Origin of the sequence: Lysinibacillus sphaericus (assembly GCF_000600105.1) — a bacterium.
Taxonomy (GTDB): domain Bacteria; phylum Bacillota; class Bacilli; order Bacillales_A; family Planococcaceae; genus Lysinibacillus; species Lysinibacillus sphaericus.
The window spans coordinates 2,222,949-2,248,615 of sequence record NZ_CP006837.1; the positions used below are offsets into that span (position 1 = coordinate 2,222,949).

Here is a 25,667-nt window from a genome sequence, read left to right on the forward strand (position 1 = left end):
ATCTTTTATAGAATGGAGGTTGTTTTTCAAATGAAACAAAAATTATCGATGTTTATAATGGTACTTGCTTTGTTGTTAATTGTGGTTCCAGTCTCTGCACAGCAAGTATCAACAGTAGATGCTTATGATACAACAGGTCAGTTTTTAGTAAATAAAGCAACAAACCCTTCTTTTGGTGATGAGTGGATTATTATGGCACTTACACGTGGTGAATATAATGTTCCGAAAGGCTATTATGATAAATATTATGAAAATGTCACGAAGCATGTACAATCCGTAAAGGGTAATTTACACAATCGTAAGTATACTGATTATTCTCGTTTAATTATTGCACTCACTGCTATCGGTAAAGACCCTACAAATGTAGGCGGCTTTAATTTAGTAGAAAAATTAAGTGACTTTGACAAAGTAGTATGGCAAGGCACAAATGGTGCTTTTTTTGCCTTAATCGCTTTAGACACATGGGGCTTCGAGCTTCCTAAAAAAGCAACAACTACACGCGAAAAACTTATTCAACATATACTATCAAAGCAATTGCCTGATGGTGGATGGAATTTATCAGGAGTGAAAGCTGATCCAGATATGACAGCAATGGCTATTCAAGCTCTTTCAACTTATAGGGATAGAGAGGATGTTAAGGCATCTATTAATAAAGCACTTGATACATTAAATAACTTACAAGGAGCTAATGGTAGTTACCAAAGCTGGGGAACAACAAACTTAGAAAGTGTAGCACAAGTTATTACAGCACTTGCTAGTTTAAATATTGATGCCAACAAAGATCAGCGCTTTCATAAGTTATTTACGAGCTTTTTCACCTTCTATAATGTAAAAGATGGCGGCTTCAAGCATGTATTAACAGAATCCGTATCGAATGGTATGGCAACAGAGCAGGCGTCTTATACATTAGCAGCATATAACCGACTGATTGAGAGCAAAACAAAGTTATATGATACGTCTGATAAAATAACAAATAAACCATCAACACAGGTTCAGTCAAATCATCCTAAAGCTCCCCCTACTAAAGTGAGCTTTAAGGATATTGAATTTCATTGGGCAAAGTCTGATATCGAAGCTGCAGTAGCTAAAGGATTATTAAAAGGCTATGACGATAATACATTTAGGCCAAATAACAATTTATCTCGTATTCAGGCTGTATCAATTTTAGTTCGCGCTTTTAATTTAACAAGTTCCAAAAATGCACCTTTTACAGACATTAGCTCCTATAATGATGAAACAAAACAGGAGATTGCTGCTGCTTACGAGGCAAATTTATTAGTAAAGTCGGAGAAGTTTGCACCTTCCTCCCCTATTTTACGTAAGGAATTAGCGGTTATGCTAGCAAATGCCTATACATATAAAACAGGCAGACCTTATATACCAACAAACATTGCACCATTAAATGATATTGCGGAGCTATCAAAGGAATCTCAGCAGGCAATTACTTTCTTGTATGATTTTGACATAGCACAGGGCGCAAATGGCTCGTTTAATCCTACTAATTTTATTACTCGTGCACATGCAGCTAAAATGTATATTAATTTCTTAAAGGTTGTTGAAGAATAATATGAATAAAATTTTACACTGCTTACTCGTATCGTTGTTAGCTCTATTTTTAACTGCGTGCAATATTCAAACAGTTGAGCAATTCGAGCAAATGGAAGATCAGGACCGAAGCGCTGACTCCCTCCCTCCCTCTGAACAACTTGAAGCGGAAGAACAAACTCCCTCAGTAGAAAATGACACTGCTGAGGAAAAGAAGGAAGTGAAGGAGTCTGAGATAGATGACAAGGCCCCACTGGAGGAAATAGATAAAAATTCCCAGCAAAAAGCACAGCAAGAAACGATAGATGGAAAACAACAACCAAAACATGAAGCGGACAAAAAGCAAGAAGACACCAAATTACCAAGTACAATAACTGATTTGTCTACTACTAAACAAGCTGATAATAAACAACAAACAAAAACAATTAACTCATCTACAGATAAGCAAAAAAATGCAGAACCTAAAAAACGCACTGTAAAAATTTCAATCCGTGTTGATACATTACTAAAGCATTGGGAAAAGTTAGACTCTTCCCTACAAAGTGAGAGATATGTGCCCAAGAACGGCATCATTTTAAAGACAACAACATACGAGCTACTATCAGAGAAGGATACTGTTTGGGATGTATTACAGCGCGCAACGAAGGAGCATAAAATTCAAATGGAATATCAAGGAGCAAACGAAAATATTTATAACAGTGTTTATATAGAAGGTATTAATCATTTATATGAATTTAGTGCTGGTGAATTAAGTGGCTGGATGTACAAAGTAAATGGTGTTTATCCAAATTATGGTTGCAATCAATACGTATTAAAAGATGGCGATGTCATTGAATGGAACTACACGGTCGATTTAGGTCGCGACCTAGGACATCATTGGGATGGTAACTAATGAAGACATTTGAAACATTTCACCCTATCGTACTTTTTTCTTTTTTTGTAGCTACTATCGGCTTATCCATGATTTTTATGCATCCAATCTATTTAACTATTACAATTTTCTCAGCAATCAGCTTAAATATAGCTTTACGCAGACAACTTTTCTTTAAGGACTGGAAGTTATATGTACCTTTGTTTTTCTTAATGGCGATTATTAATCCAATGATTAGCCATAATGGTCAACTCGTATTACTTTATGTAAATGGTAACGCCATTACTGTAGAGGCCATTTTGTATGGTATCGCAATCGCCACAATGATTGTAGCGATTATGCTATGGTTCAGCTGCTACAATGTCATGATGACATCTGATAAGTTTATTTATCTGTTTGGAAAAGTATCGCCATCTTTATCATTAACATTGTCGATTTCATTGCGATTAGTTCCGCGCTTTAGACATCAGTTAACGCAAATTGTACAAGCGCAAAAAGTAATTGGCATGGATTTTACAACTGGCTCACTATGGCACCGTATTAAATGTACCGTGCAAATTTTATCAATTTTGATTACATGGGCATTGGATAACGCCATTGATACGGCTGATTCTATGAAAGCTCGTGGTTACGGTGTCAAAAAGCGGACTGCCTTTTCTATTTTTATTTTCGAGCGTCGTGACGGCTTTGTTTTGGCAATGATTATATTGCTTTTTTTTAGCAATTTAGTTGCAAGCTTTATTGGTACAACCACATATTATTTTTATCCAACTTTCGGAGCAGTTAAATGGGATATAGCAAGCATTCTGTTTTATATTAGCTATGTCATTCTACTCTCTATTCCATTAGTATTTGAAATCTGGGGGGCATTAAAATGGCGATCGTTAAAATCGACAATGTAAGCTTTACTTATCCTAATGAAGCAATTCCTATTTTAAAAAATATTAATCTAACTATTCAGCAAGGCGAGTTTATCGTGTTAATAGGCCAATCTGGTTGTGGGAAAAGTACATTGCTTCGCCATTTCAAACGAGAATTGCGCCCACATGGCACGGTGACGGGTAATATTTTCTACAAAGATTGTGACTTGGAGAAGCTAAATGCTGAAGTAGCTGCTACTGACATTGGCTATGTATTTCAAAATCCTGATAATCAAATTGTTACAGATAAAGTATGGCATGAACTTGCTTTTGGACTAGAAAGCCTAGGTCTAGATTCACCAACAATTCGCCGCAGGGTAGCCGAAATGGCCAATTTCTTCGGTATTGAAAAATGGTTTCATCAAAAAACAATCGAGCTTTCTGGCGGACAAAAACAATTATTAAATTTAGCCTCCATTATGGTGATGCAGCCCAAATTGCTACTGTTAGATGAGCCAACATCACAATTAGATCCAATAGCTGCATTGGAGTTTATACAGACATTGCATCGTTTAAATAAAGAATTAGGTATTACGATAATTTTAATTGAGCATCGTCTCGAAGAAGTGTTGCCTCTTGCTGATCGCGTACTTATTATGGATGAAGGCAGTATTTTATTTGATGGACCACCTAAGGAAATTTTAAACTCTTTACCAGCAAATCACGCTATGATTACAGCACTGCCGGCAGCTACAAAGATTTTCCACCTACTAAACGGTATAGGTCCTATTCCTCTTACTATTCGTGAGGGACAACGCTGGCTTAGTAACCAACAATATAACTGTTCTCCCTTACACACACCTCATACAATAACTCAAAATAAATCAGATGTTGTATTAGAGGCAAAGGATGTTGCTTTTCGGTATGAAAAGAAAGGCAGGGATATTGTCAATCATTTTAATTTGCAAGTGAAGGGACAGGAATTTTTAACGATAATAGGTGGAAACGGCACTGGAAAATCAACCGTTCTTGCTATTTTATCTGGGCTACAAAAGCCTTATCATGGAAAAATATTTTTGTTCAGTAAAGCCCTGAAAAGCTACAGTAGTAAACAATTGTACCAACAATTTTTAACTGTATTACCACAGAATCCGAAATCATTATTTGTACAAAAAACAGTACTTCTAGAGTTAAATGACATGGCTCAATTACATAAAGTAACAGAAGCAAAAATTCAAGAAACTGTTCAATTATTCAATTTAACTCATTTATTAAATCGACATCCTTATGATTTAAGTGGTGGTGAGCAGCAAAAATTAGCGCTTGCAAAAATTTTATTAATAGAACCTAAAATACTGCTACTAGATGAGCCGACAAAAGGTCTTGATGCACATTCAAAGGAAGAGCTCGCAGAAATATTAAAAGATTTACAAACTAAAGGGACAACAATCATTATGGTGACACACGATATAGAATTTTCTGCACAATACAGCGATAGATGCGCTCTGTTTTTCGATGGTAGTATCGTATCAGAGGACGAACCACGAGCATTTTATAGTGGAAATAATTTTTATACAACTGCTGCGCATCGAATATCAAGAGATATATTGAGCAATGCGATTACATGTGAGGATGTCGTTACTCTATGCAAAAAAACATTCGATTAATTATTTCATTTATTGTCATTCTAGTTTTCATTCCACTTTCTTTATATACTGGTATTACAATTTTTGCTGATCGAAAATATTATTTTGTATCGATTGTCATTATGATTTTAGCGTGTGTCCCCTTTTTCCTTTCATTTGAGCGTAGAAAGCCACAGCCACGCGAAATTTTAGTCATAGCAGTGATGTCTGCTATTTCAGTGGCAGGTCGTGCTTTATTTGTTGTTACACCTGGCTTTAAACCTGTCGCAGCTATTACAGCGATTACTGGCTTTTCACTTGGAGCAGAAGCAGGCTTTTTAACAGGGGCAATTTCTGCGTTAGTATCCAATATGTTTTTTGGACAAGGTCCTTGGACACCCTTCCAAATGTTTATGTGGGGAATGATTGGTTTTATTGCTGGCTTGTTAGGTAAAACTCGTTTAATGCATAAAAAAATACCACTTATATTATTTGGTATTTTTGCAGGCATATTTTTTTCGTTTGGTATGGATGTTTGGGGAACAATATCAATGTACGGTGTTTTTAGCTGGAAAGCTTACGCACTTGCATTGACTTCTGCAGTCCCTTTTATGATAATCTACTGTATTTCTAATGTAATTTTTTTACTATTGTTAGCTAAACCGATTAGTGAAAAACTAGACCGAATAAAAAATAAATATGGGATTTTACAGTAATGCTTTGTAGAAAAAGTTTTTTATTTTTAACCAACTTACTTTAAATCCTTAGTAAGACCAAAACGTTTATATAATGACCTAACAACAAAAGAGCATGTTTTCATGCTCTTTTGATTTATACTTCACTATTTCATCTTGTTAATATTTCATTTTATTTCTTTCCCGTGGATGCGATGGCAAAATTGCATTGTAAAGTTCTTGAGAAACGGGATGTTGACATGTTTGTCCTTTCTGGATTTCCTCCATAAGCTGACCGTGTTGCATAACTAGTATTCGATCAGACATAAAATGTGTCGCCTGTAAATCATGGGAAATGAAAATATATGCTAGCTTTCTTTCTTTTTGTAGTGTTTGAAGTAACTGTAATATATGTTTCTGAAGTATCATGTCTAGACTACTAATTGCCTCATCCAATACGATTAACTTAGGATTTAAGGCAAGCGCTCTAGCAATGTTGATACGCTGCTGTTGTCCTCCACTAAGCTGTGCAGGATATTGTTGGGCAATGGTGTTCGCTAATTCCACACAGTCTAGTAATTCCATCACTTTATGTTTTCTTTCTATTTTGCTGTAATGTTCGAAATTAAGTAATGGTTCCTCTAATATTTCAAAAATCGTTTGCTTCGGATTAAATGAATCGTAGCTATTTTGAAAGACAGCCTGCAAATCTCTCCGTACCATTATTTTATCCTTGCTGGTTGCTTCATAAAGATTGACACCTTGAAATAAAACCTCACCATTTGTTGGTCGCTCAACACCTAAAATAATGCGACCTAATGTACTTTTTCCTGAACCACTTTGCCCAACTATGCCTAAACACTCGCCCTCTTGAAGTGAAAATGACACCTTTTGTATTATAGGTGCTTCCTGCTTTCTTCTAAACATAAACTGTCTTTGAGAATAGTACTTCTCAATATTCTTCACTTCTAGTAGTGTCATATTTTTCACCTCTAAAAAGTAATTCTTGATTGTAAAAGTTTTTTTGTATAAGGATGCTGAGGGGCATCAAAAAAATCAAAGACATTTGCCTGCTCAATAATTTCTCCCTTATACATTACGGCAACATCGTCAGCCAGTTCAGCAATCACACCTAAATCATGAGTCACAAGAATAATAGCAGCCCCCGTTTCTGAGCAAATACGATCAAATAATGTTAACACTTGTTTTTGATTGACTGTGTCTAGAGCTGTCGTTGGCTCATCTGCAATATATAGGGTGGATTGTATCGCCAATGACAAAGCAATCATCACTCGCTGTAACATGCCACCACTTAATTGAAATGGATAATAGTGCAATAGCTCATCTGCGTTGGGTAAATTGACCTTATACATGGTATCAATTGCAATCTGTCTCATTTCTTTTTTAGTCATCACAAAGTGAGCTTTTAATGTTTCTAGGAAATGCTTTTCAATTGTTTGAATACTATCGAAGGCAGTGGCTGGATTTTGCATAATCATAGACAAATGCCTTCCACGATAAGCTCTTAATGTAGAAGCTGTCATAGCCAGTAAATCTTTTTGTCTATATAGAACTTGACCTTGTGTAATCTGCGCCAAAGATGGGAGTGTTTGCATCATGGCATGGCAAAGCATTGTTTTTCCACTACCACTTTCCCCGATAATTCCTAAGACACGCCCTTTATAGGCAGTCATATTAATAGAGGACAATACATTTTTTTCGCCGATTTTCACCGTTAAATCTTTCACTTCTAACACTTTCTCTTTGTCCATAACTTCCCCTTTACTCAAATTTCTTTAGACTACTTGCTAAACGATTAAACAATAGAACAACCAGAACAATGGCAAGTCCCGGATAAAGCATTAATTCAGGATGTTGGCGAATGTACTGCTTCCCTTCGTTCACCATCATTCCCCATTCAGGGATGGGGGCCTGCACGCCAAGTCCGATAAATGAAAAGCCGGCAATTTCCAAAATGACTTTCCCTACATCCAGTGCAACCATTGTTACGATGATAGGTAGCACATTGGGGACATAATGACGTACGATTAAACCGACTCCTGTAGTTCCACTAATTCTAGCTGCTTGAATAAATTCTTTTTCATTCATCCCTATAAATAAGCTTCTTATCATTCTTGAATAATAAATAAGCTGCGTAAAAATAAGTGCAATTAACACATTTTTCAAACTTGGACCTAATAAACCTAAAAGCCCAAATGCTAGTACAAGTGTAGGAAAAGCTAATAAAATATCACATATCCGAATGAATAGGAAATCTATCATACCTCTTTTTAAAGCAACAAATGCTCCTAGAAAGATAGCTAGTATAATCGCTATCATTTGAATTAAAAGAGCTGATCCTAAAGAATAGCGAATACCTAAAAGTATTCGAGAAAAGACACATCTTCCTAAATGATCAGTTCCTAATGGATATTGCCAAGTAGGAGCTAAAAATCGCCTTGTAATATCGACTGCAAAAGGGTCATGGGGCATTAATAATGGTGCAAAAATCCCCAACAAACCAATGATTACAAGTATTGTTAAACTAAACGATTTTTTATAATTTACATGACTTAGTTTCTTTACTAGACTCACTTCAATCTCTCCTGCCCTTCATCATCAGGTGAGGATCCAATACCCGATGTAATACATCGGCGCATAAATTAGAAAGTACATAGATGACTGCAATAATTAGAACATAGCATTGAACAACCGGGTAATCCCGATTAATAATCGATTCAATTAAAAACCTACCGAGTCCTGGCCAACTAAAGACTTGCTCCACAATTACCGCACCACCGAGTAAATTACCAAGTGTCAAGCCCAGCATCGTAGTCAACGTTATCGCAGCATTTCTCATTACATGTTGCATGAGTATGACAGAATTTTTTAATCCTCTTAACTGAGCGTATTGAACATAATGCTTATGCAATTCTTCAATAATCGTTGCACGAATTAACTGAACAAATAATCCAATTGTCGGTAAGGCTAGTGTTAGCGCAGGTAAAACAAGATGAGCAAGTGTCCCCTTCCCATTAGTCGGGAAAATACCAAATTTTAAGCTAAATAGATATAGTAATAAAAAACCTAACCAAAATGTTGGAATTGATACACTCAAGATAGAAAACAATCTAATTATTTTATCGATTATGGCACACTTATACAGTGCGCTTATCATACCTAATGGGATACTAAAAACAAGAATGAACACAAATGCAGCAACAGCCAATTCGATAGTTGCTGGTAATTTAGCGAATAGCTCATGTGCCACTGGTAATTTACTAACAAAAGAAGTACCAAAATCAAACTGCAAAACTCCTATTAACCATAGCAGATATTGAATAAGTAAAGGTTTGTCTGTCCCAAGTTCCTCACGTAATGCCTGGATTGCCTCTTCCGTTGGCACAACTTTAGCCAATCTTAAAATAACCTCCGCAGGCTCTATTGGAACGAAGCGAATAAATACAAACGTCAATATAGATACCCCTAATAATACAAACGGTAACGTTAAAATTCTTTTTAAACAAAACATCCATGTCGATTCGTACATGCTGTCACCTCCTACCCAATCCTATGATAAAGAGAGAGCTGTCTTTGTAAGACACTCTCTCTTCTACTTGTATTACTCTGTATCCATTTGTGCATATGGAATATCATATTCAGATGCACGAGGCACAAAATCCTTCATATATGGTTGATAAATCACGTTATTTGTTTCATAAGATATCGGATAGAATAGTGCTTGATCATGGAACATAGTTAAAATATCCGTATAGAGCTGCACTCGTTCCTCTTCATCTGTTCCAACTAATAATTGGTGAATTTTAGTATCAATTTCTTTGGTGTTTGGTAAACCTAATTTTGCTTCATAAACACCACTAGCATTTGGTGTAGCTGATTCATTAGCAAAGCCATGTGGATCTGTTGGTGGTCCGTTTGTACGCCAAAAATTAATATCCACCTGATTATCCATTAATTTTTGAAGGCCAACCATTACATCTGCACCTTCTAGATTCAACTGTACCCCTATTTTTGCTAGTTCACCTTGCATCAATTCAGCCATTGGCTTTTGAATGGCATCTGTTGCGATATAGATTAAATCTAATGATAAAGGTTGTCCGTTTTTTGTACGAATTTTATCGCCCTTTTGTAATGTCCACCCAGCTTCATCAAGTAGCTGTTGCGCTTTTTCTGGATTATACAAGATTGGTTCTAAATCAATATTGGCAAAAGGAATTGCATCCCAAAATAGTGTGTCGGCCACTTTTTCTGTACCATGTGTAATACTATCAACCATTTGCTCCTTATTGATAGCATATTGAATGGCTTGACGTACCTTTAATTCTGCTAACGGTCCTGACTGCGTATTGAATAATAACGCTTTTGTAGACAATGGTTCAGAGGTAGCCGTCTTATATTTGTCACTATCTTTTAAATACGAATAGTTATCTAAACTAATGATGCCACGACCATAAATTAAATCTAACTCTTCGTTTTCAAATGCCAACGAAATCGATTCAGAATCAGGGATGATTTTTACTTTAATTTGTTCTAAGAGAGGTTTTTCCCCCCAATAGTTTTCGTTGCGACTAAATAAAGCATATTCATCTTTTTTGTAATCTGTTAATACCCATGGACCTGTCCCAACTGGTGCTTTGATGGAATCTTGCGTCGCATCTCCTTCAGGGAATCCGTTATCCCCTAAAAAACGGAATGGACGTACAAAGGCCAGTTCGTTTAATACTGGATAATAAGGTTCATCTAATTGCAAACGAATTGTATAATCATCTTCTTTTACAACCTCAACAATATGGTTGACCATGCCCATCCAAAAATGTATTTCCCGATTTGCTAATATGGCATCGAAGTTACGAATGACATTATCCGCATTAAAAGCAGTTCCGTCTGAATACTTAACGTCTTTTCTTAAATGGAAAATGTAAGAAGTCTTATCCTTTGAAATGTCCCAACTTTCTGCTAGCTTAGGTGTAATAGTCCCATCATCGTTATACTCAACCAAAGATTCGTAGACCATTGCTTGTGCAGTCATTTGATTAGGTAAATATGTATGAGGGTTTAATGGACCGACATCTAAAGGCCATCCAATCGTTATCATTTTTTCGTCATTTGTTTGTGTTGTTGTTTTTCCCTTTTCTGTATCAGTGTTTGTACAACCTGCAAGAACACCGAAAGTCAAAAAAAGTACAAAAGGAAGTAAATACTTTGTCAATCTCATTTTCTGTCTCCTATCTCCTATCTTGGTTCAAAAGCATCTACTATTAGATAAAAGAAAGCATAAAAAAACCTTATTCAAAAAGAATAAGGATAGATAAGCTTACAAAAAGTAAGTCTCCATCCATCTCCCTATCTTTCGTAGATCATCAATGAATCTTCTTACAAGCAGGCATTCTGGCTCATGAATCATTATTTTGTTTCACCTTCACGAGTAATAACTCTGTGTCAATGGAAACAAAACTCCTCATTTACAGTTGCGGGACAGCATGGGATTTACACCCATTTTCCTTTTAATTGAATGAAAGTTCATTTCACTCAAACTTGTAATAATTGCTATGAAATTAGTATTAAACATAACATGCACGAAAGTTTACGTCAATTTTATTTTCAGAATATAATAAAATAAGAAAAATCTTCATTATTTTATAAACTTGCTGAGTGTATTCATTTAACTAAAAAAGACCATTGTTCCAAAAGAGAATAAGGCTGACGTTTTATTAAATATCTACTCCAAATATAAAATTTTAAAAATCTTAGCGTAGCCTTCCAGTCTCATTTGATAAATTGATAAACCTCTCTTTAAGTACTAACTTCCCTAGGATTTTACAATACAGAAAATAGATTTATAAAACTGATTGTATTAATATTTTTTGCACTTTTAACTAGATAATCAACATAGTAATTAACACTATCAAGCATACGATTACAAGCATATCTCATACGAATGATACATATAGTGATGTTAGTATTTCATTCAAACAGAATTCTATAATTAGACTGAGATGGATTTATAAGATATGCGAATATTATCTATAAAGATAGGATGATGACCATTATTGAAAAATCGGTTCTAGCTATGGTTATTTTACGTGTATTGTCTGGGAGTATTGAAGTAAGTGCTGGTTTGTTGATGCTAAAGTTGAACAATTTAGAAAAAGCATTCTATATTAATACAATGCTTGCATTGGTTGGTCCAACAGTTTTAATCGTAACAACAGCAATTGCATTATTTGGACTAGCTGATAAAATTCCTGTGGCGAGAATTATTTGCTTATTTACTGGAATTACACTTATCATTGTTAGCTCACATATAAAGTAATAGGGACATTTCGTTCTAAATCCTTGTTATGTATTAGCCATCCTGAACAATATCTTTACTGTTCAATAATTTGCTGTAGCGTGTGACGACGCTACTTTTTTTATGTAAAAGTCACCTCTACCTAACAAATTGAGATTACGTGTACAGCACGCAATTATTCATTTGTGGCGTTGGTGCTTAAAATCGTCCACACACTGTTGTAAAAAAGAATACTAACTAAACACCTCCGCGTTAATTGATATATACAATACTCGTTAGTCAACGCGAAAGGTGTTTTATTTGTTAGGTCAGTTTTAGTTCTACAAAAGTTTGTTTAAGAAATATATTCTGCTGCTGTCTTAAGTTAACATGTGGCCGCCTTCTACATGAAGAACCGTTCCAGTCACGAAACTATTTTGTAGCAAATATAGTACGCTTTGTGCAACATCATCAGCTCGCCCTATTCGTTTCACAGGGAGTTTATTTTCCACTGTATTATAGAAGTGATTCCGTGCTTCTTCTGGCATTTTGCTACGGGATGGTGTATCAATTATACCTGGTGAAACGATGTTTACTCGGATAGGAGCAAGTTCTAATGCCAAAGTCTGACCTAAATTGGAAATAGCCGCATTAACGGCACCTAGTATTGCTGAGCCCACCATAGCCTTGTAGGCTACAACGCCAGAAAATAAAATAATTGATCCGTTTGGTGAAATGTTAGAAGCACCGTATTTGGCTGCATAATATTGTCCCCAAAATTTGTTTTCAAACAGTTTTCGTGCTTGTGCTGTATCCGTTTGGAGGAATGCCCCGCTGGATGTTTCTGCCGCGCTTATCACCAGATGATCGACATGACCAATCTTTTCAAAGAAAGATTGTACTTGCTGTTCTTGTGTTGTATCTAGAATATAAGTTGTTGCCCTAACTCCTAATAGCTCTTTTGCCTTCTGCAATTTCTCTTCGGAGCGACTGGCAATGATTACTTCTGCCCCTTGCGCTACTAGCTGTTTAGCTGATGCCAAACCAATCCCAGAGCTTCCACCGATAATTACAACTTTTTTATCTTTTAACATATTTCTCTCCCCTTATTCGTTTACATAAGTTTAAAAATTCAATATCTCTTGCAGGTGTAAATCAAGTTCGGATATAAACTTTTCAATCTTTGGATTTTTGACTACGTCATAACAAGAGAAACTCTTTAATGGTTTCATTCCGAGAAATTTCTGTATAAGATGTAAATGCATTATTGCATCTTCTAGGGTATTCCCTTCAAAAAATTCACTTGGATTGTTAAATGCTTTTTCAGGGGCATTCCAGGTAAGCGAAAACATATATTTCTTTTCAGTCAACAATCCACCTTTCCCATACTCATCAGCACCCCTAAAAAATAAACCATAGGCATATACCTCATCCATATACGTCTTCAATAAGCCGGGGACACTGAACCAATAAATAGGTGTTTGATAAATGACAATATCAGCCCATATAAATTTTTGTTGTTCTTCTTCGATTTTATATCCGTTTTGAATAATTGTTGTTTTTACATTGTTCTTTTTTTTCTAAAAAACTAACCATTTTGTTCATCAATGTTTGGTTCAAATTCCCCTCAGCTGAACTGTATTTCTGATGACCGTTAATAATAAGTATATTTTTCATCTTTTTCTGGCTCCTTCAATTCTGTTATCTCTTAAAACAAACCTAGTGTCTTGCCAATGTTCTACTAACCGTTTGCTACAGCGGGAAAAATCCCTTAGTGTTGTACAAATAGTAATAGCAACTGTAGCTTATTTCGTTGATTTCTGACAATAATTTTGAGCACCTCCTCAATTAAGGATGAAATTAATAAATACAATAATATTATAAATATAGTAACTTCCTTTAGGAAAGTAGTGATATTTAATTCATTAAGTTTCTGAAAGTATACTATTGTGCTATGATGAGGTAAATTGCTCAAAAATTTTGAGGGAGGATGTTTCAAATGAGTGTGATTGAGCCAGTAGTGTTGACCAAAGGAGTACCAGGTGAGGCTTGCCCCATTGCGAAAACACTCGATGTAATTGGAACTAAATGGACATTTTTAATAATTCGCGATTTACTTATAGAAGGAACAATGCGGTTCAGTGACCTATTAAAATCTATGGATGGAATTAGTCCGAAAACACTTTCCCTCCGTCTTAAAACACTAGAAGATCATGGGATTTTGATTAAAAAGGTTTTCCCAGAAGTTCCCCCTCGTTTGGAATATACGTTAACAGACAAAGGAAAACAGTTGGAAGGTGTTTTCATTGAATTAAAGCGATTTGGATTAAATTTATAAATAGTTTAAATAAGTCATGCTTTATATTTTGGTATGTTAATATATTGTAAAAAAGGGGCTGGGACATAACTAAAAAATTTAAGAAACAGACGAAAGCTGTTCATAATTTTTTGCTATATGGAGACCTTAGCTATTCTTGCTTTTGCAATTAAAAAAATTAGAAGTGTTCACTAGTTGTTGGTAGCGAAGGCAGTGACTCCAGCGGGAACAGCACATAATGTTAGACGCAACAGACCGCGCGTTAGCGAGGGGTGCGGCTTACGGTGTGCCCGCGGAAAGCACCGCCGTAGCGGACAACAACGGCATAGCAAAAAAGTGTTAGATTGATGGCAATCTAACACTTTTTCTCTTATGTCCCAGCCCCTTTTAATGCACTATATGATGCTCCACAATCCGCTTGGACCCATTTCCATACTTTCGATAACTAGAAAATTGTGACAAAAGTAATTATATTAGGGTAGATTATTACACATTGCTTTTACGGATTTTCCCATAAAAATTACACTGTAAAACATATCGAGATTCAACCACACATACAGTTGCCCATCTCGATAGCTCTCACAGCGCACAAGCATCGTTTATGTAAAATTCAGCAAGGATGCTTGTAATGGTCGTTCCGTTATTTGCAAAGCTCCATTTGTGATAGCCAATGTGCTATTACTTTTACGGCTCAAATCCTGCTTGACTTAGATAAACATCACTTTCTGGAAAGATTTTAATAAATCGATTATAGACATTATTAATTACATGTGGTCCGTACCAATCTTCTAAACCAAGTTGGGCATATTTCTCCTCCATGCCAAGTTTTCTTGTGCGATTTCCTCCACTGCCATCTCCTAAAAAGTAGTCATCCAAACATATTCGATCGACGAATGGTTTCAATTTCTCAGGAAAATATTCCCCACTTGGTAAAATGGGGGCTATAGCCACTTGGGTCGGGATTCCGTTGGCTGCTAATGTTTCTAATGTCTTAAAACGCGCCTGAATTGGTGGTGCATCTGGCGTAAAATGTTTACGTATTGTTTCGGAATCTGTCTCAATCGTTACACTTACTCGAACTTTCTCTTTAAATTGCTGTAGCAAATCAATATCACGGCTTACAAGAGGGCTTCTAGTTTGCACTAAAAGGAAGTCTGGGGGATCTGCGACCATCACTTCTAGTAAGGACCTTGTCACTTTTTCCTTATGCTCGATTGGCTGATAAGGATCTGTACTTGATGACATAAAAATGGTCACATTTCCTTTAGCTTTGGCGCGCTGAAGCTCCTTTTTTAATAAATTTGCAGCTCCGTTTTTTATATCGACCCAATTGCCCCATTCACCATCTCGAAAAAGTGCCACAGGCATTGCTCGTACATAACAATAGGAGCACCCAAATGAACAGCCTGTATAAGGATTTAGTGAATGCGTATAGCCAGCAAGAAAACCAGTTCCTTTATTCAGAATCGTTTTTGGATTTTTATAGAATAATTCACTTTTCATCACCGTCCCCCTCCATTCATAATTACTCGTAGCTAGTTGAAGTTCCCTTTTCTAACTCTAGGAGCTGTGTTTTCATTTCTAATCCTCCTCGATAGCCTGTTAATGAGCCATTCTTGCCAATTACCCGATGGCACGGTACAGTAATTAATACTGGATTGGCTCCAATCGCTGTGCCAACCGCGCGCACAGCTGCTGGTTTATTAATAGCATTGGCAATTTCTGAATAGGATTTCGTCTGTCCATAAGGAATGTCACAAAGTGCATTCCACACTGCTATCTGAAATGGTGTCCCTACATAATCAAATGGCATAGTAAATGTTTTTCGCTTTCCTTGTAGGTATTGAATCAATTCAACCATATAGGGTTCTAGCTTTTTATTATCTTCAATTAGTGGACTTCCTGGAAAGCGCTTCTTGGCCCATTCGATTAACTCCTTGAATGCGCTGTTCTGTGAACTTACATACACTAACCCTTTAGAAGTGGAAGCAATATAAAAATGCCAATCTTCAAATGTTAGTAAAGCCCAATAGAGCGTTGTTTTATTGTTTGTTACCACTATCTTTTCCTCCAGTTATATGCATTTGTCGAAATTGTGCTGGTGTCAATCCAGTTTTCTTTTTAAATAACGTAATAAAATAAGGCGTATTCATCATTCCTACACAGATGGCGATATCTCCGATGGCTTTATTTGTTTGCATTAATAATTGTTTAGCCTCATGTACGCGAACTCGTTGTATATACTCAACCGGTGTTATACCCTTAATTTTTTTAAATGTGCGATGCATATGATAGGGACTCCCATGGCAAATTGTAGCTAACGATTCTAGGGTTAATTTTTCTGTGTAATTTTTATCAATGTAGGCAGTAATTAGCTCGACCCATTCGCTATCAGGTAATTTTTCATTAGTTGGCTTGCAACGTTTACAAGGCCGGAAATTTGCGCGTAGAGCTTGTTCTGCGTTTTGAAAAATACAGACATTTTCTTTTTTAGGGACGCGCGATTTACAAGATGGTTTACAGAAGATCCCTGTTGATTTGACAGCATAGAAAAATTGATGATTATACGTTGGATCATTATTTATTATTGCTTGCCACTTTTCATCTGTTATCTGTTCCATATCATTTGAAGTTTTATCATGACACGCGTGATTGAACCTATCTAGCATTACGCTCACCTCTCTTTACACTATACTCCTTAGAAATTCCCAATGTAAGACGCTTGAAATAGAATAGCAAGATATTGAAGTAGTTTTTATGTCGCATCATGAAAAATGATTCCAAGACCAAAACGTTCCCCTAAAGTAACTGTACTTACTCCGTGACGAACCTTATTTTTGTAATACCCTTTTTGACCAAGAACAACTCTATAGTTCGTAGGGAAAATGAGCGCACTGCCTTGAGCTAAAGTAATAACATGTCCTCTACTTTGAGCACGAGGAATTTGTTCCACTAATAGCGATTCTCCACCGCAAAAGTCTTTTTCACGTTGATTTAAGACAAAGACTACTTGAAATGGGAAAAATATATCGCCGTATAAATCTTGATGCAAACAATTAAAGCCCCCTGTTTCATACTTTAATAGTAAAGGTGTTGGTCTTGTTTGCTCATTTTCTTTACAGATGGTCAAAAAATCTTGAAGGTTGTTGGGAAACTGTGCTGTTTTTCGTAAATACCCCAACCAACGATTCGCTGTTTTTGACAATTCTACATAGAAGACCTCTCTTAAACTTTGGACGATATCAGGTAGTGGATAGGAAAAGTATTTGTACTCCCCATGGCCAAAGCGATAGCGTTTCATATTGATTGTTGTTCTGTACGGCTCTTTCTCAAGATACAACGCTTTTAGAAATTCACATTCCGCCTTTGTTAAAATCACTGGAAGCTTTGCAAACCCTTGTGCATCTAATTCATTTTGAATGGTGTCCCAATCTAAGTTTTCCACTCTTGTTTTAATATCTTGAACCATTGTTACACCCTCCTATTCGCATTCTTGATAACTAACACTATAACCGCATCAGTAGAAAAACATAAGGTGTTTAGAATGTAATAGCAAGATAACAAAATTCGTCTCGATTATGATATGGTAAAGTAAATTTTAATCGTGTATGTTTCCTAATAATAAGTTTGTAGAGGAGAATGCAAAAGTGAGATGGCATGAAAATAATGATGAGATGGTCATTCCATTACCTAACCATTTCGATATGAATGCAAATCTAAACTATCTATTACGAGAAAAAAATGAATGTCTGTATGAAGTTGAGAACAATGTTATTACAAAGGTTATTGCGATAGGAGAAATGCGCTCCTTAGTGCAGATTAGCGTAAGCCAACATAACCAAATGATTGTTCAATTCCTAAATGATTCTAGACCGAATGATAAGCGGATACGACAACAAATTGTACACTATATTTATGAATGGTTTGACCTTGAGAACGATTTAACGCCATTTTACGACATGGCAACTACAGACCCATTACTTGAAATGCCCGCCCGAAAATTTTATGGATTGCGTGTAGTCGGCATTCCTCATTTATTTGAAGCTTTATGCTGGGGCGTTATAGGGCAACAAATTAATTTAGCCTTTGCTTACTCCTTAAAGAAACAATTTGTAGAAAGCTTTGGCGATTTTATCGAATGGAGAGGTAAAAAATATTGGGTGTTCCCAACGTACGAGCGCATTGCACAGTTAACACCATCCGACCTAGCAGATATCAAAATGACGGCAAAAAAAAGTGAATATATCATTGGTATTGCCAAATTGATGGAAAATGGTACATTATTGAAGGAAAAATTACTGGCAATGAACTTTAAAGATGCCGAAAAAAGCTTAATTCAAATACGCGGCATCGGTCCATGGACAGCCAATTACGTGCTGATGCGCTGCCTGAGATTCCAAACAGCTTTTCCAATTGATGATGTCGGTCTGATTAATTCGATAAAAGTATTACGTAATATGACGCAAAAGCCTACAAAAGATGAAATTTTAGCACTATCAGTCAACTGGAAAAATTGGGAATCATACGCTACCTTTTATTTATGGCGTGTTCTATACTGATAACGTTCTGATTATAGTTAAATGTCTTTGTCATATGTAAGTAGGAGGCATCGTTGTTATTACTGGTTTCAGACTGAAGTCAAGGTAGATTGTCTTCAATTTTTTTCTGTAATAAATAGCTGGAATCTGTGTGTTCATCCCACTTTATTAGACACCTATGTCGCTAGCTCTAGATGTCTAAGGAGGATATGTTCGAAGCTATAGTTTAGTATACAAGGAATATTTAGTGACAATGCTTGCGCTGTACGGAGTTACCTTCCTTAAGCAATTTAAAATGACTTTCCTTTAATTTTATGGATGAAAGATGGGATGACCGATTGAATAATAAGTGGAATAAGATTGTCTACAAAGTGGGCTCTTCTTTCTATGATAGATTTTTTAATACTGGTGTTTTTTTGAAGACGAGAAAAAAGATTTTTCAACAAGTCCCTTTTCAAAGCAAGCAGAAAATCTTATTTGTTGGGATCGGTACTGGAGCTGATTTAGAATACATTGACTTTATGAATTATGATATTACAGCCATTGATTATTCGCCTGATATGTTAGCTATCGCTAAAAGTAAATTCGAGCACTCTGCTATCCAATTTATCGAAATGGATGCGCAAACAATGACTTTTGAAGATGAATCATTTGACTATATTGTGGCGAGTTTAATTCTTTCTGTCGTGCCTGATGAACATAAATGCTTTGAAGAAATGATTCGCGTTTTAAAGCTGAATGGAAAAATACTAATTTTTGATAAATTTGCTGCTAAACATCAACGAATAACTGTAACCAAAAAGCTGTTAAGGCCCTTTATAAGCCTATTAGGTACTGATATTGGTCGAAGTTTTGAGGAAATGTTTAGCCAACAAAAACAAAGGCTTAAAATTATAAAGGATGACCCTGTTATGTTAAAAGGAATGTATAGATATATTGAAGTTATGAAAATTAAGTAACTATGACAGAAGCAATTTTCTAATTCAATTAACTTAGAAACGCCTTTGTGCATAAAAAATATGAATCTAGATGAAAGTCAATTGCTTCCTTTCACTAAAAAACACAGGTATTTGTAAAGATAAAAGAAAGGCACCTCCTTTGTAGCGGAAGTGCCTAGTTTAGTTATTTATAAATTAATAGATAACAAGCTATTAATTTGTAAAGTCAATTACCATACGTCCTGTTATTTTACCTTGTTCCATCTCTTCCATAATCTCGTTAATTTCTTCGATTTTTCGCAATGTTACTTTCGGCACTACCTTACCTTCTGCAGCAAATTGGAATGCTTCTTGTAAGTCTTGGCGTGTACCTACTAATGTACCAATCACTTGGATGCCATCCAGTACTAAACGAGGGATATCTAAATCCATTTTATCTACAGGTAAACCAACTGCTACTACTCGTGCGCCTGCTTTTACCACATCAATCGCTTGATTGAACGGTGTTTTAGCTACAGCTGTAACCACAGTTGCATCTAAGCCTTTCCCATTCGTCAGTTCTTTCGCTTTAGCAATTGGGTCTTCATTTAATAAATTGACAATAGCATCTGCCCCTACCTCTTTAGCAAATGCTAGCTTCTCATCATTAATATCGAACGCCACAACGTTTGCACCATAAACATGTTTAGCATACTGCACAGCTAAGTTGCCGAGACCACCAATACCAAATATCCCAATCCATTGTCCTGGACGGATATTTGACACTTTCACAGCCTTGTAAGTTGTCACACCTGCACAAGTGACAGAAGAAGCGGCGGCTGGATCTAAATTAGCTGGAACCTTAACTGCATAATCAGCTGATACAATCACTTGCTCGGCCATAGCACCATCTACTGTATACCCTGCATTTTTAACATCGCGACAAAGTGTTTCACGACCTGTCGTACAATATTCACAGTGTCCGCAACTCTCATACATCCAAGCAATAGATACTCGGTCACCAACTTTTAGTGACGTAACCCCTTCTGCAACTTCAATCACTTTACCAATACCCTCATGACCTAATACAATCCCTGTAACATCACCGAAATCTGCATTTTTGACATGTAGATCCGTATGACAAACACCACAAAATTCTGTTTGTACTAATGCTTCACCATGTTTTAATGGTCTTAGTTGCTTCTCCTCTACACTTACTTTTTTGTCTTTCGTTACAACTGCTGCTATCATAATTAACATGCCTCCTTAAATGTAAGAAATCATTTTAATTAACAAGCGTGCATGCACTAAAGTGTGAATTCGCTTTCATTTTATAAAGGATTTTAATTGAATTCAATTATTTTAGGACGATTCATAAAAAATGAGTCTACCCTCATAGAAAAATACTATTATTTTAAATAAATAGAATATTTTTAAAATTAAATAAATCGAAAGCTGTAGGATGATTTTAAAAAAACCTCGCCCAAAAGCCTTTTAGTAGTAATCAGCCTACAGAAAATGAAAAAAGAGCTGCATTATGCAACTCTTTCAACTTTACAACCTTACACCAAGTTACGTAATGGGGCTTCTTCATCGGCTGATGGTCCATAAAAGCCTGGCACCGCAATATCAAGAAGGCGTAAGTATACGCCCAGTTGTGCACGGTGGTGAACCATATGACTAATTCCAAAAGTACGTAACGCAAGTGCTCGCGGCTCTTGGCGAATAATATGCTGGCCATGGCGAAGTGTCCATTCATCGCCGAGCGCTTTGTCGTCACATTCGGCAAGCAACTTATCGAGTTTGGAGACGTTGGCGTCAAATTCTTCTAGAATGTCAGATTGTTTTTCTATTGCTTCTCGTCGAAGTGGTACTGTTGAAAGATCCAACTCCGTGTGCTGAATAATTGTGATTTGCCAGTTTAGCAGATTGATTAGATGTGTGGCTAGTCCACCGAGGGTCATTGATTTATCATGTGGTCGCCATGACATATGCTCCTCGGGTAAGCGTTCCAATATGCGACGTGTAGAAGCTAGTTCTTGCGTTACGTCGCCGATGATTAATTGTTTACTCATATCTGTTGCCCCTCTCTTTTAGCTATAAATAAATAATTTCAATAAAAAAAGCGTTAATCCTGCTTCGATTAACGTCTCTGTAAATTTTAATAGCTGCTTGACAATCAGAATCTTTATTTTTCCCTCAACTTGATAGATTATCGATCATGATTTTCATAATAGGCTTCATCTGCATATTGTTTATCTGTTCCTTTCAGATAAGCTAAAATTAATTTCGGACGTTTAAGTAACACCCAGTCTCCGTGTTTATCAAACTTTCGGCTGGAAGTTATCATACCATTTTGAATTGTTCCGTATTTTTTTCCTTTCTTTTTTCCCCACACTTTTAAGCGTTTGGCAAAATCAGCATCTTCCGCCATAAGCATGGCTTCATTAAATCCGTTAATGGACTTAAAATCCTCTTTGTAGCACCAAAAAATCCCCACGGATATGGCGCCATATTTAAAAAGTAAAGGTCCTATTAATAACATAGTTGAAACGAAAATCCCTAAAGACATTCTTTCAAATTTCCCTGTAACTCCTCCGCCAATATACTTTCCCGAGCTCAAGTTTTGTACTACCTTTGTAAGCATATGCTCATTCATCTGTGTATCTGCATCTATCGTTACGATGATTTCGCCCCTAGCTCTTTCAACGCCTGTGTTTCTAATTTTAGAAAGGTTTTTATCGTCATTGTTTACTGTAATACAATTATAAGATTTTGCAATTTCTTCCGTTTTGTCTGTACAGCGATTTAGCACAACAATGATTTCAACTTGATTTTGAAGTAATTTTGACGCTTTTGAAATGGATTCTAAACATTTTCCAATGTACTTTTCTTCATTATGGGCGGGTATAATAATAGAAATGATTACATCCTCTTGATGCGTATTTGTCGAAGTGTCCATCCAATCTCCCTCACCATTATATTTAATCTATTCATATTAGCTATTACTTAAATATATTCAAATGAAAATGTGAAAATGCCTAACTGACTTATGGTGCTTTAGTTCTTCTTTCATACAATCAAAATAAAACTAGCCTGCAATGTTACGGGGCTAGTTTTATTTTAATCTATTTTACAAATATATGATATATTTTCTATTTATTGTATTAATCCTTTAGGCTTAATTGGACAAAAATTGACCATATATTTATTTAGTTTCTTTGCCATTTAAAGGTTAGTATGGCCACTATCAATGCGATACAGGCAATTGTGCCACCGATTATCGCATTTATTTCAGCAGTATATGCGTCAATGGTTATGCCCCCTATCGTGGAGCCTAATGCCATACCAATATGGGCACTAGAATTATTTAAACTTTGATGGATATCTGATGTAGTCGATGCAGAAGAAACAATATAACTTTGAATCGCAGGTTGTAGTGACCAACTTAGTAAACTCCATAATAATATTGCCCCAACGAACAGCACGACGGAAAATTTTAAGAACGGTATCGCAACAATCGTTAGTGTAAATAAGGATAGTACGGAGAAAATTGTTCGTTTTGCACTAATACGATCAGTAAAATATCCACCTAATAAACTTCCGCATATGGAGAATATACCAATGATTAAATACATTAGGCTAAGAGACTTCTCTGACAAATGTAGCGTTGACTGAAGAAATGGTGTTAAGTATGCATACAAAGTCATATGCCCTGTAAAAAATATGATGGAAATTGAATGAATAAGTAAAATCTTTCGTTCCTTTAACGCCTTTACTTGTGCTTTTAAAGGTAACTTCTTCTTTGGCTCGATTTTCCCCAATGCAAAAAATACAATTAACATAAGCAATAATGTCAAAATAGCAATAAATAGAAATGGGGCCCGCCAACCTAATTCGCTACCTAACCATAAACTAAACGGAACACCAAACACCAGGGAAGCACTAACCCCCATTAATACAAGGCCGATTGCTCTTGCTGTATATGCATCATCGCTTATTTGAGAAGCGATGGTGATACATAACGAAACAAGAAGCGACGCACACATAGCTGATAATATTCTAGCAGCCAAAAGAACAGTATACATATCACTCAACACAATGATCATATTCGAGACAAAGAAAATAAACAAAACAATGAGAAATAATCTTTTGCGCTCCATCTTTGAGGTTAAAGATAATAAAATAGGGCCTGATATGGCAAAACTTAATGAAAACATGGAGATTAACATTCCTACTTTGCCATACGAAATCTTTAAATCTTCCGCAATCAGTGGAAGCAACCCTCCAATTACTAATTCAACTAGACCAACTATAAAGGCAATCGTCGATAATAGGTAAATTCTTTTATCCATCATTTCACTCCTCTAAAAAAATACAAAAAGCAGCGCCCCCAGTTTAGGAGGCGCTGCATTAAAACATTTTCTTTGTCAATTCGCTAACATGACATCCAAAGTCATGTCGCCTTATTCAATTAAAAATTTCTTAAACAAAAATACCATTTTGCATTATTGGTTGTCAATTATATTTATGCCATTATTTTTCGTCAACATAGGATTCCGAAGACGGTTCCAGCAACTTGCACAATAGGAATTAATACTAGTGCAAAAGACTGCTAGCTTTCGCTAACAGTCAATTTTTTAACAACACGTATTGGATGGTTGACCAAGTTGAGCACTACATACACCTGTTTCAGGTAACTCTAATTCCACACGTTTTGAAGCTTCTGTATCACCACATAAGTATGCCGTTATGGAACGGACTTGTTCATAACCTGTTGCCATTAAAAATGTTGGTGCGCGACCATAGCTTTTAGCACCGACAATATAGAAGTCTTTTTCTGGTTGTCTCAGTATTTCTTCTCCATGCGCTCTTACTGTTCCACAACTATGCTCATTCGGGTCAATTAAAGGCGCCAATGCTTGCACACTTTCTGTTGCTGCATCAATAGAAAGGCGTAGTTCGCTGTTAATCGTAAAATCAGGTCGATTACCTGCGTTAACAATTAGCTCTTCAAATCCTGTTAATACTTTTGTTTCCCCGTTAATAGTACCAATAATTTGGATGTTCTCATCTTGACGCAACTGTGAGATATAGAAAGGTGTAACGACCTCAACCTTACCTGTCTCAACTAATTCGTGAATACGTATTCCCAGTGCGCCTCGTGCAGCTAATGCATCTTTTTCCTCACCACCATAGGCTTCTTCTACAGATTTTTTCCGCATTATCCATACTAATTTTGTTGCAGGATTATCTTCTTGTAGTGCCGCAAGTGTCAATAAGGTATTAATCGCTGAATGGCCACCACCAATAACAGCAATCTTCTTATTTGCATATCTCTTAGCATTTGAATTTATATCAGGAATACCATACTCAATGTGATTTGCTAATGCTTTTTCATTTTGTAGCCAAACACCTGTAGAATTCGCCGGATTTGGATTTCCCCATGTACCAGTTGCATCAATAACAGCTCTTGCCGCAATGATATGAATGTCATTCTCTCGTTCAACATAAATAGTAAAGGGTTGTTCTAGTCGATTTTTCGTCTTCATCTTATCATTAAATTGTCGTGAAATACCCACTACTTTTGCGTTCAATTGAATGTTAGGCTTTATTTGTACTAACTCAGTCAAAGGTTTTAAATAGAGATCAATTAATTCATTTCCTGTTGGTAATGTATCTAAATTAGGTTCTACCCAATCGGAGGTTTCTAATAAAGCTTTGGCTGCTTTATTGATGTTATAACGCCATGGAGAAAATAACGTAATATGCCCCCAACTACGCATATTATGTGCTATTTCATGCCCTGCCTCTAGTACAATAAAGGCTTGTTTTTGTGCCACTAAATGAGCAGCAGCAGCTAAACCAATTGGACCTGCGCCAATTATTACGACGGGTAAATTTTTATTGGCATTGGGATTAATCTGTTGAATTTCAATGCTCTTTGCAGGGGTGCAACAAGATGTATTTTGTTTCATTACATTTAGCGTGTTCATCTTACTTCTCCTTTTTAGTCATTTACATAAGT

Annotated in this window: 24 protein-coding genes, 1 pseudogene and 1 riboswitch; of the genes and pseudogenes, 9 read left to right on the plus strand and 16 right to left on the minus strand. The window is 36.1% G+C overall.

The genetic code is table 11. From position 1 onward, the window contains the following. The first annotated feature begins 30 nt into the window (after positions 1-30). From T479_RS22815 to T479_RS10325, 5 genes are read left to right on the plus strand one after another with little or no spacing between them, the layout of a single operon-like run. On the plus strand, positions 31-1,566 hold the full coding sequence (locus T479_RS22815; protein WP_025219483.1) for an S-layer homology domain-containing protein: 1,536 nt from the start codon (positions 31-33) through the stop codon (positions 1,564-1,566). A 1-nt stretch (position 1,567) separates the two neighbouring features. Further along, positions 1,568-2,437 (plus strand): DUF4430 domain-containing protein, encoded by an 870-nt coding sequence (locus T479_RS22820; RefSeq protein WP_025219484.1) that lies wholly within the window; start codon positions 1,568-1,570, stop codon positions 2,435-2,437. After that, positions 2,437-3,318 carry an energy-coupling factor transporter transmembrane component T gene (locus T479_RS10315; RefSeq protein WP_024361747.1) on the plus strand — a complete coding sequence of 294 codons (882 nt, stop codon included), beginning with the start codon at positions 2,437-2,439 and terminating at the stop codon, positions 3,316-3,318. The genes T479_RS22820 and T479_RS10315 overlap by 1 nt, the downstream gene beginning before the upstream one ends. After that, positions 3,291-4,943: an ABC transporter ATP-binding protein gene (locus tag T479_RS10320; RefSeq protein ID WP_025219485.1), complete on the plus strand. Its 1,653-nt coding sequence runs from the start codon at positions 3,291-3,293 to the stop codon at positions 4,941-4,943. The genes T479_RS10315 and T479_RS10320 overlap by 28 nt, the downstream gene beginning before the upstream one ends. After that, positions 4,922-5,617, plus strand: coding sequence for an ECF transporter S component (locus T479_RS10325; RefSeq protein ID WP_025219486.1), 696 nt, complete (start codon positions 4,922-4,924; stop codon positions 5,615-5,617). Before T479_RS10320 ends, T479_RS10325 begins: the two co-directional genes overlap by 22 nt. Before the next feature lie 138 nt (positions 5,618-5,755). Here T479_RS10325 and T479_RS10330 read toward each other — a convergent pair whose 3' ends face one another. The 5 genes from T479_RS10330 to nikA all read right to left on the minus strand — a co-directional run bounded on the left by T479_RS10330 (position 5,756) and on the right by nikA (position 10,811). Continuing rightward, positions 5,756-6,556, minus strand: a complete 801-nt coding sequence (locus T479_RS10330; protein ID WP_025219487.1) for an ABC transporter ATP-binding protein — start codon at positions 6,554-6,556, stop codon at positions 5,756-5,758. Positions 6,557-6,567: 11 nt separating this feature from the next. Further along, on the minus strand, positions 6,568-7,347 hold the full coding sequence (locus T479_RS10335) for an ABC transporter ATP-binding protein (RefSeq protein WP_024361743.1): 780 nt from the start codon (positions 7,345-7,347) through the stop codon (positions 6,568-6,570). 10 nt (positions 7,348-7,357) lie between these two features. Further along, a complete protein-coding gene (locus T479_RS10340) occupies positions 7,358-8,170 on the minus strand; it encodes an ABC transporter permease subunit (RefSeq protein ID WP_025219488.1) in 813 nt (270 codons plus the stop codon). A gap of 1 nt (position 8,171) precedes the next feature. Further along, positions 8,172-9,125: a nickel ABC transporter permease gene (gene nikB / locus T479_RS10345; protein WP_025219489.1), complete on the minus strand. Its 954-nt coding sequence runs from the start codon at positions 9,123-9,125 to the stop codon at positions 8,172-8,174. A 72-nt stretch (positions 9,126-9,197) separates the two neighbouring features. Further along, positions 9,198-10,811 (minus strand): nickel ABC transporter substrate-binding protein, encoded by a 1,614-nt coding sequence (gene nikA / locus T479_RS10350; RefSeq protein ID WP_025219490.1) that lies wholly within the window; start codon positions 10,809-10,811, stop codon positions 9,198-9,200. 146 nt (positions 10,812-10,957) lie between these two features. Next, a riboswitch (cobalamin riboswitch) is annotated at positions 10,958-11,150 on the minus strand. 483 nt (positions 11,151-11,633) lie between these two features. On the opposite strand from nikA, the gene T479_RS10355 reads away from it, so the two are divergent. After that, positions 11,634-11,909, plus strand: coding sequence for a YqhV family protein (locus T479_RS10355; RefSeq protein ID WP_024361739.1), 276 nt, complete (start codon positions 11,634-11,636; stop codon positions 11,907-11,909). Between the two features lie 338 nt (positions 11,910-12,247). On the opposite strand, the gene T479_RS10360 is transcribed toward T479_RS10355, so the two are convergent. Together T479_RS10360 and T479_RS10365 are read right to left on the minus strand one after the other, a co-directional pair. Next, the gene (locus tag T479_RS10360) at positions 12,248-12,961 is read right to left on the minus strand and encodes an SDR family oxidoreductase (RefSeq protein ID WP_025219491.1); all 714 of its coding nucleotides are present in this window, start codon (positions 12,959-12,961) and stop codon (positions 12,248-12,250) included. A gap of 30 nt (positions 12,962-12,991) precedes the next feature. Next, positions 12,992-13,544, minus strand: a pseudogene (locus tag T479_RS10365) (NAD(P)H-dependent oxidoreductase). A 322-nt stretch (positions 13,545-13,866) separates the two neighbouring features. On the opposite strand from T479_RS10365, the gene T479_RS10370 reads away from it, so the two are divergent. Beyond that, entirely contained in the window at positions 13,867-14,205 is a 339-nt protein-coding gene (locus tag T479_RS10370) for a winged helix-turn-helix transcriptional regulator (protein WP_025219492.1), read from the plus strand. A gap of 663 nt (positions 14,206-14,868) precedes the next feature. Here T479_RS10370 and T479_RS10375 read toward each other — a convergent pair. The 4 genes from T479_RS10375 to T479_RS10390 all read right to left on the minus strand — a co-directional run bounded on the left by T479_RS10375 (position 14,869) and on the right by T479_RS10390 (position 17,653). Beyond that, entirely contained in the window at positions 14,869-15,687 is an 819-nt protein-coding gene (locus T479_RS10375; RefSeq protein WP_025219493.1) for an SPL family radical SAM protein, read from the minus strand. A 22-nt stretch (positions 15,688-15,709) separates the two neighbouring features. Further along, on the minus strand, positions 15,710-16,243 hold the full coding sequence (locus tag T479_RS10380) for a methylated-DNA--[protein]-cysteine S-methyltransferase (protein WP_025219494.1): 534 nt from the start codon (positions 16,241-16,243) through the stop codon (positions 15,710-15,712). Then, complete coding sequence (locus T479_RS10385) at positions 16,227-16,853, minus strand: bifunctional transcriptional activator/DNA repair enzyme AdaA (protein WP_025219495.1); 627 nt, start codon at positions 16,851-16,853, stop codon at positions 16,227-16,229. Before T479_RS10385 ends, T479_RS10380 begins: the two co-directional genes overlap by 17 nt. 86 nt (positions 16,854-16,939) lie before the next feature. Next, positions 16,940-17,653 (minus strand): 2OG-Fe(II) oxygenase, encoded by a 714-nt coding sequence (locus T479_RS10390; RefSeq protein ID WP_025219496.1) that lies wholly within the window; start codon positions 17,651-17,653, stop codon positions 16,940-16,942. A gap of 178 nt (positions 17,654-17,831) precedes the next feature. Here T479_RS10390 and T479_RS10395 point away from each other — a divergent pair, with 178 nt between their 5' ends. Then, complete coding sequence (locus tag T479_RS10395; protein ID WP_025219497.1) at positions 17,832-18,743, plus strand: DNA-3-methyladenine glycosylase family protein; 912 nt, start codon at positions 17,832-17,834, stop codon at positions 18,741-18,743. Between the two features lie 317 nt (positions 18,744-19,060). Continuing rightward, on the plus strand, positions 19,061-19,681 hold the full coding sequence (locus tag T479_RS10400) for a class I SAM-dependent methyltransferase (RefSeq protein WP_024361728.1): 621 nt from the start codon (positions 19,061-19,063) through the stop codon (positions 19,679-19,681). A 192-nt stretch (positions 19,682-19,873) separates the two neighbouring features. Here the strand turns inward: T479_RS10400 and adhP are convergent, their stop codons facing one another. The 5 genes from adhP to T479_RS10425 all read right to left on the minus strand — a co-directional run bounded on the left by adhP (position 19,874) and on the right by T479_RS10425 (position 25,635). Beyond that, positions 19,874-20,890, minus strand: a complete 1,017-nt coding sequence (gene adhP / locus T479_RS10405; RefSeq protein ID WP_024361727.1) for an alcohol dehydrogenase AdhP — start codon at positions 20,888-20,890, stop codon at positions 19,874-19,876. Between the two features lie 311 nt (positions 20,891-21,201). Further along, entirely contained in the window at positions 21,202-21,714 is a 513-nt protein-coding gene (locus T479_RS10410) for a DinB family protein (RefSeq protein WP_025219498.1), read from the minus strand. A 137-nt stretch (positions 21,715-21,851) separates the two neighbouring features. Continuing rightward, entirely contained in the window at positions 21,852-22,601 is a 750-nt protein-coding gene (locus tag T479_RS10415; RefSeq protein WP_024361725.1) for a glycosyltransferase, read from the minus strand. Between the two features lie 250 nt (positions 22,602-22,851). Next, the gene (locus T479_RS10420) at positions 22,852-23,994 is read right to left on the minus strand and encodes an MFS transporter (RefSeq protein ID WP_038509638.1); all 1,143 of its coding nucleotides are present in this window, start codon (positions 23,992-23,994) and stop codon (positions 22,852-22,854) included. A gap of 285 nt (positions 23,995-24,279) precedes the next feature. Beyond that, on the minus strand, positions 24,280-25,635 hold the full coding sequence (locus tag T479_RS10425; RefSeq protein WP_025219499.1) for an NAD(P)-binding domain-containing protein: 1,356 nt from the start codon (positions 25,633-25,635) through the stop codon (positions 24,280-24,282). Positions 25,636-25,667: the final 32 nt, after the last annotated feature.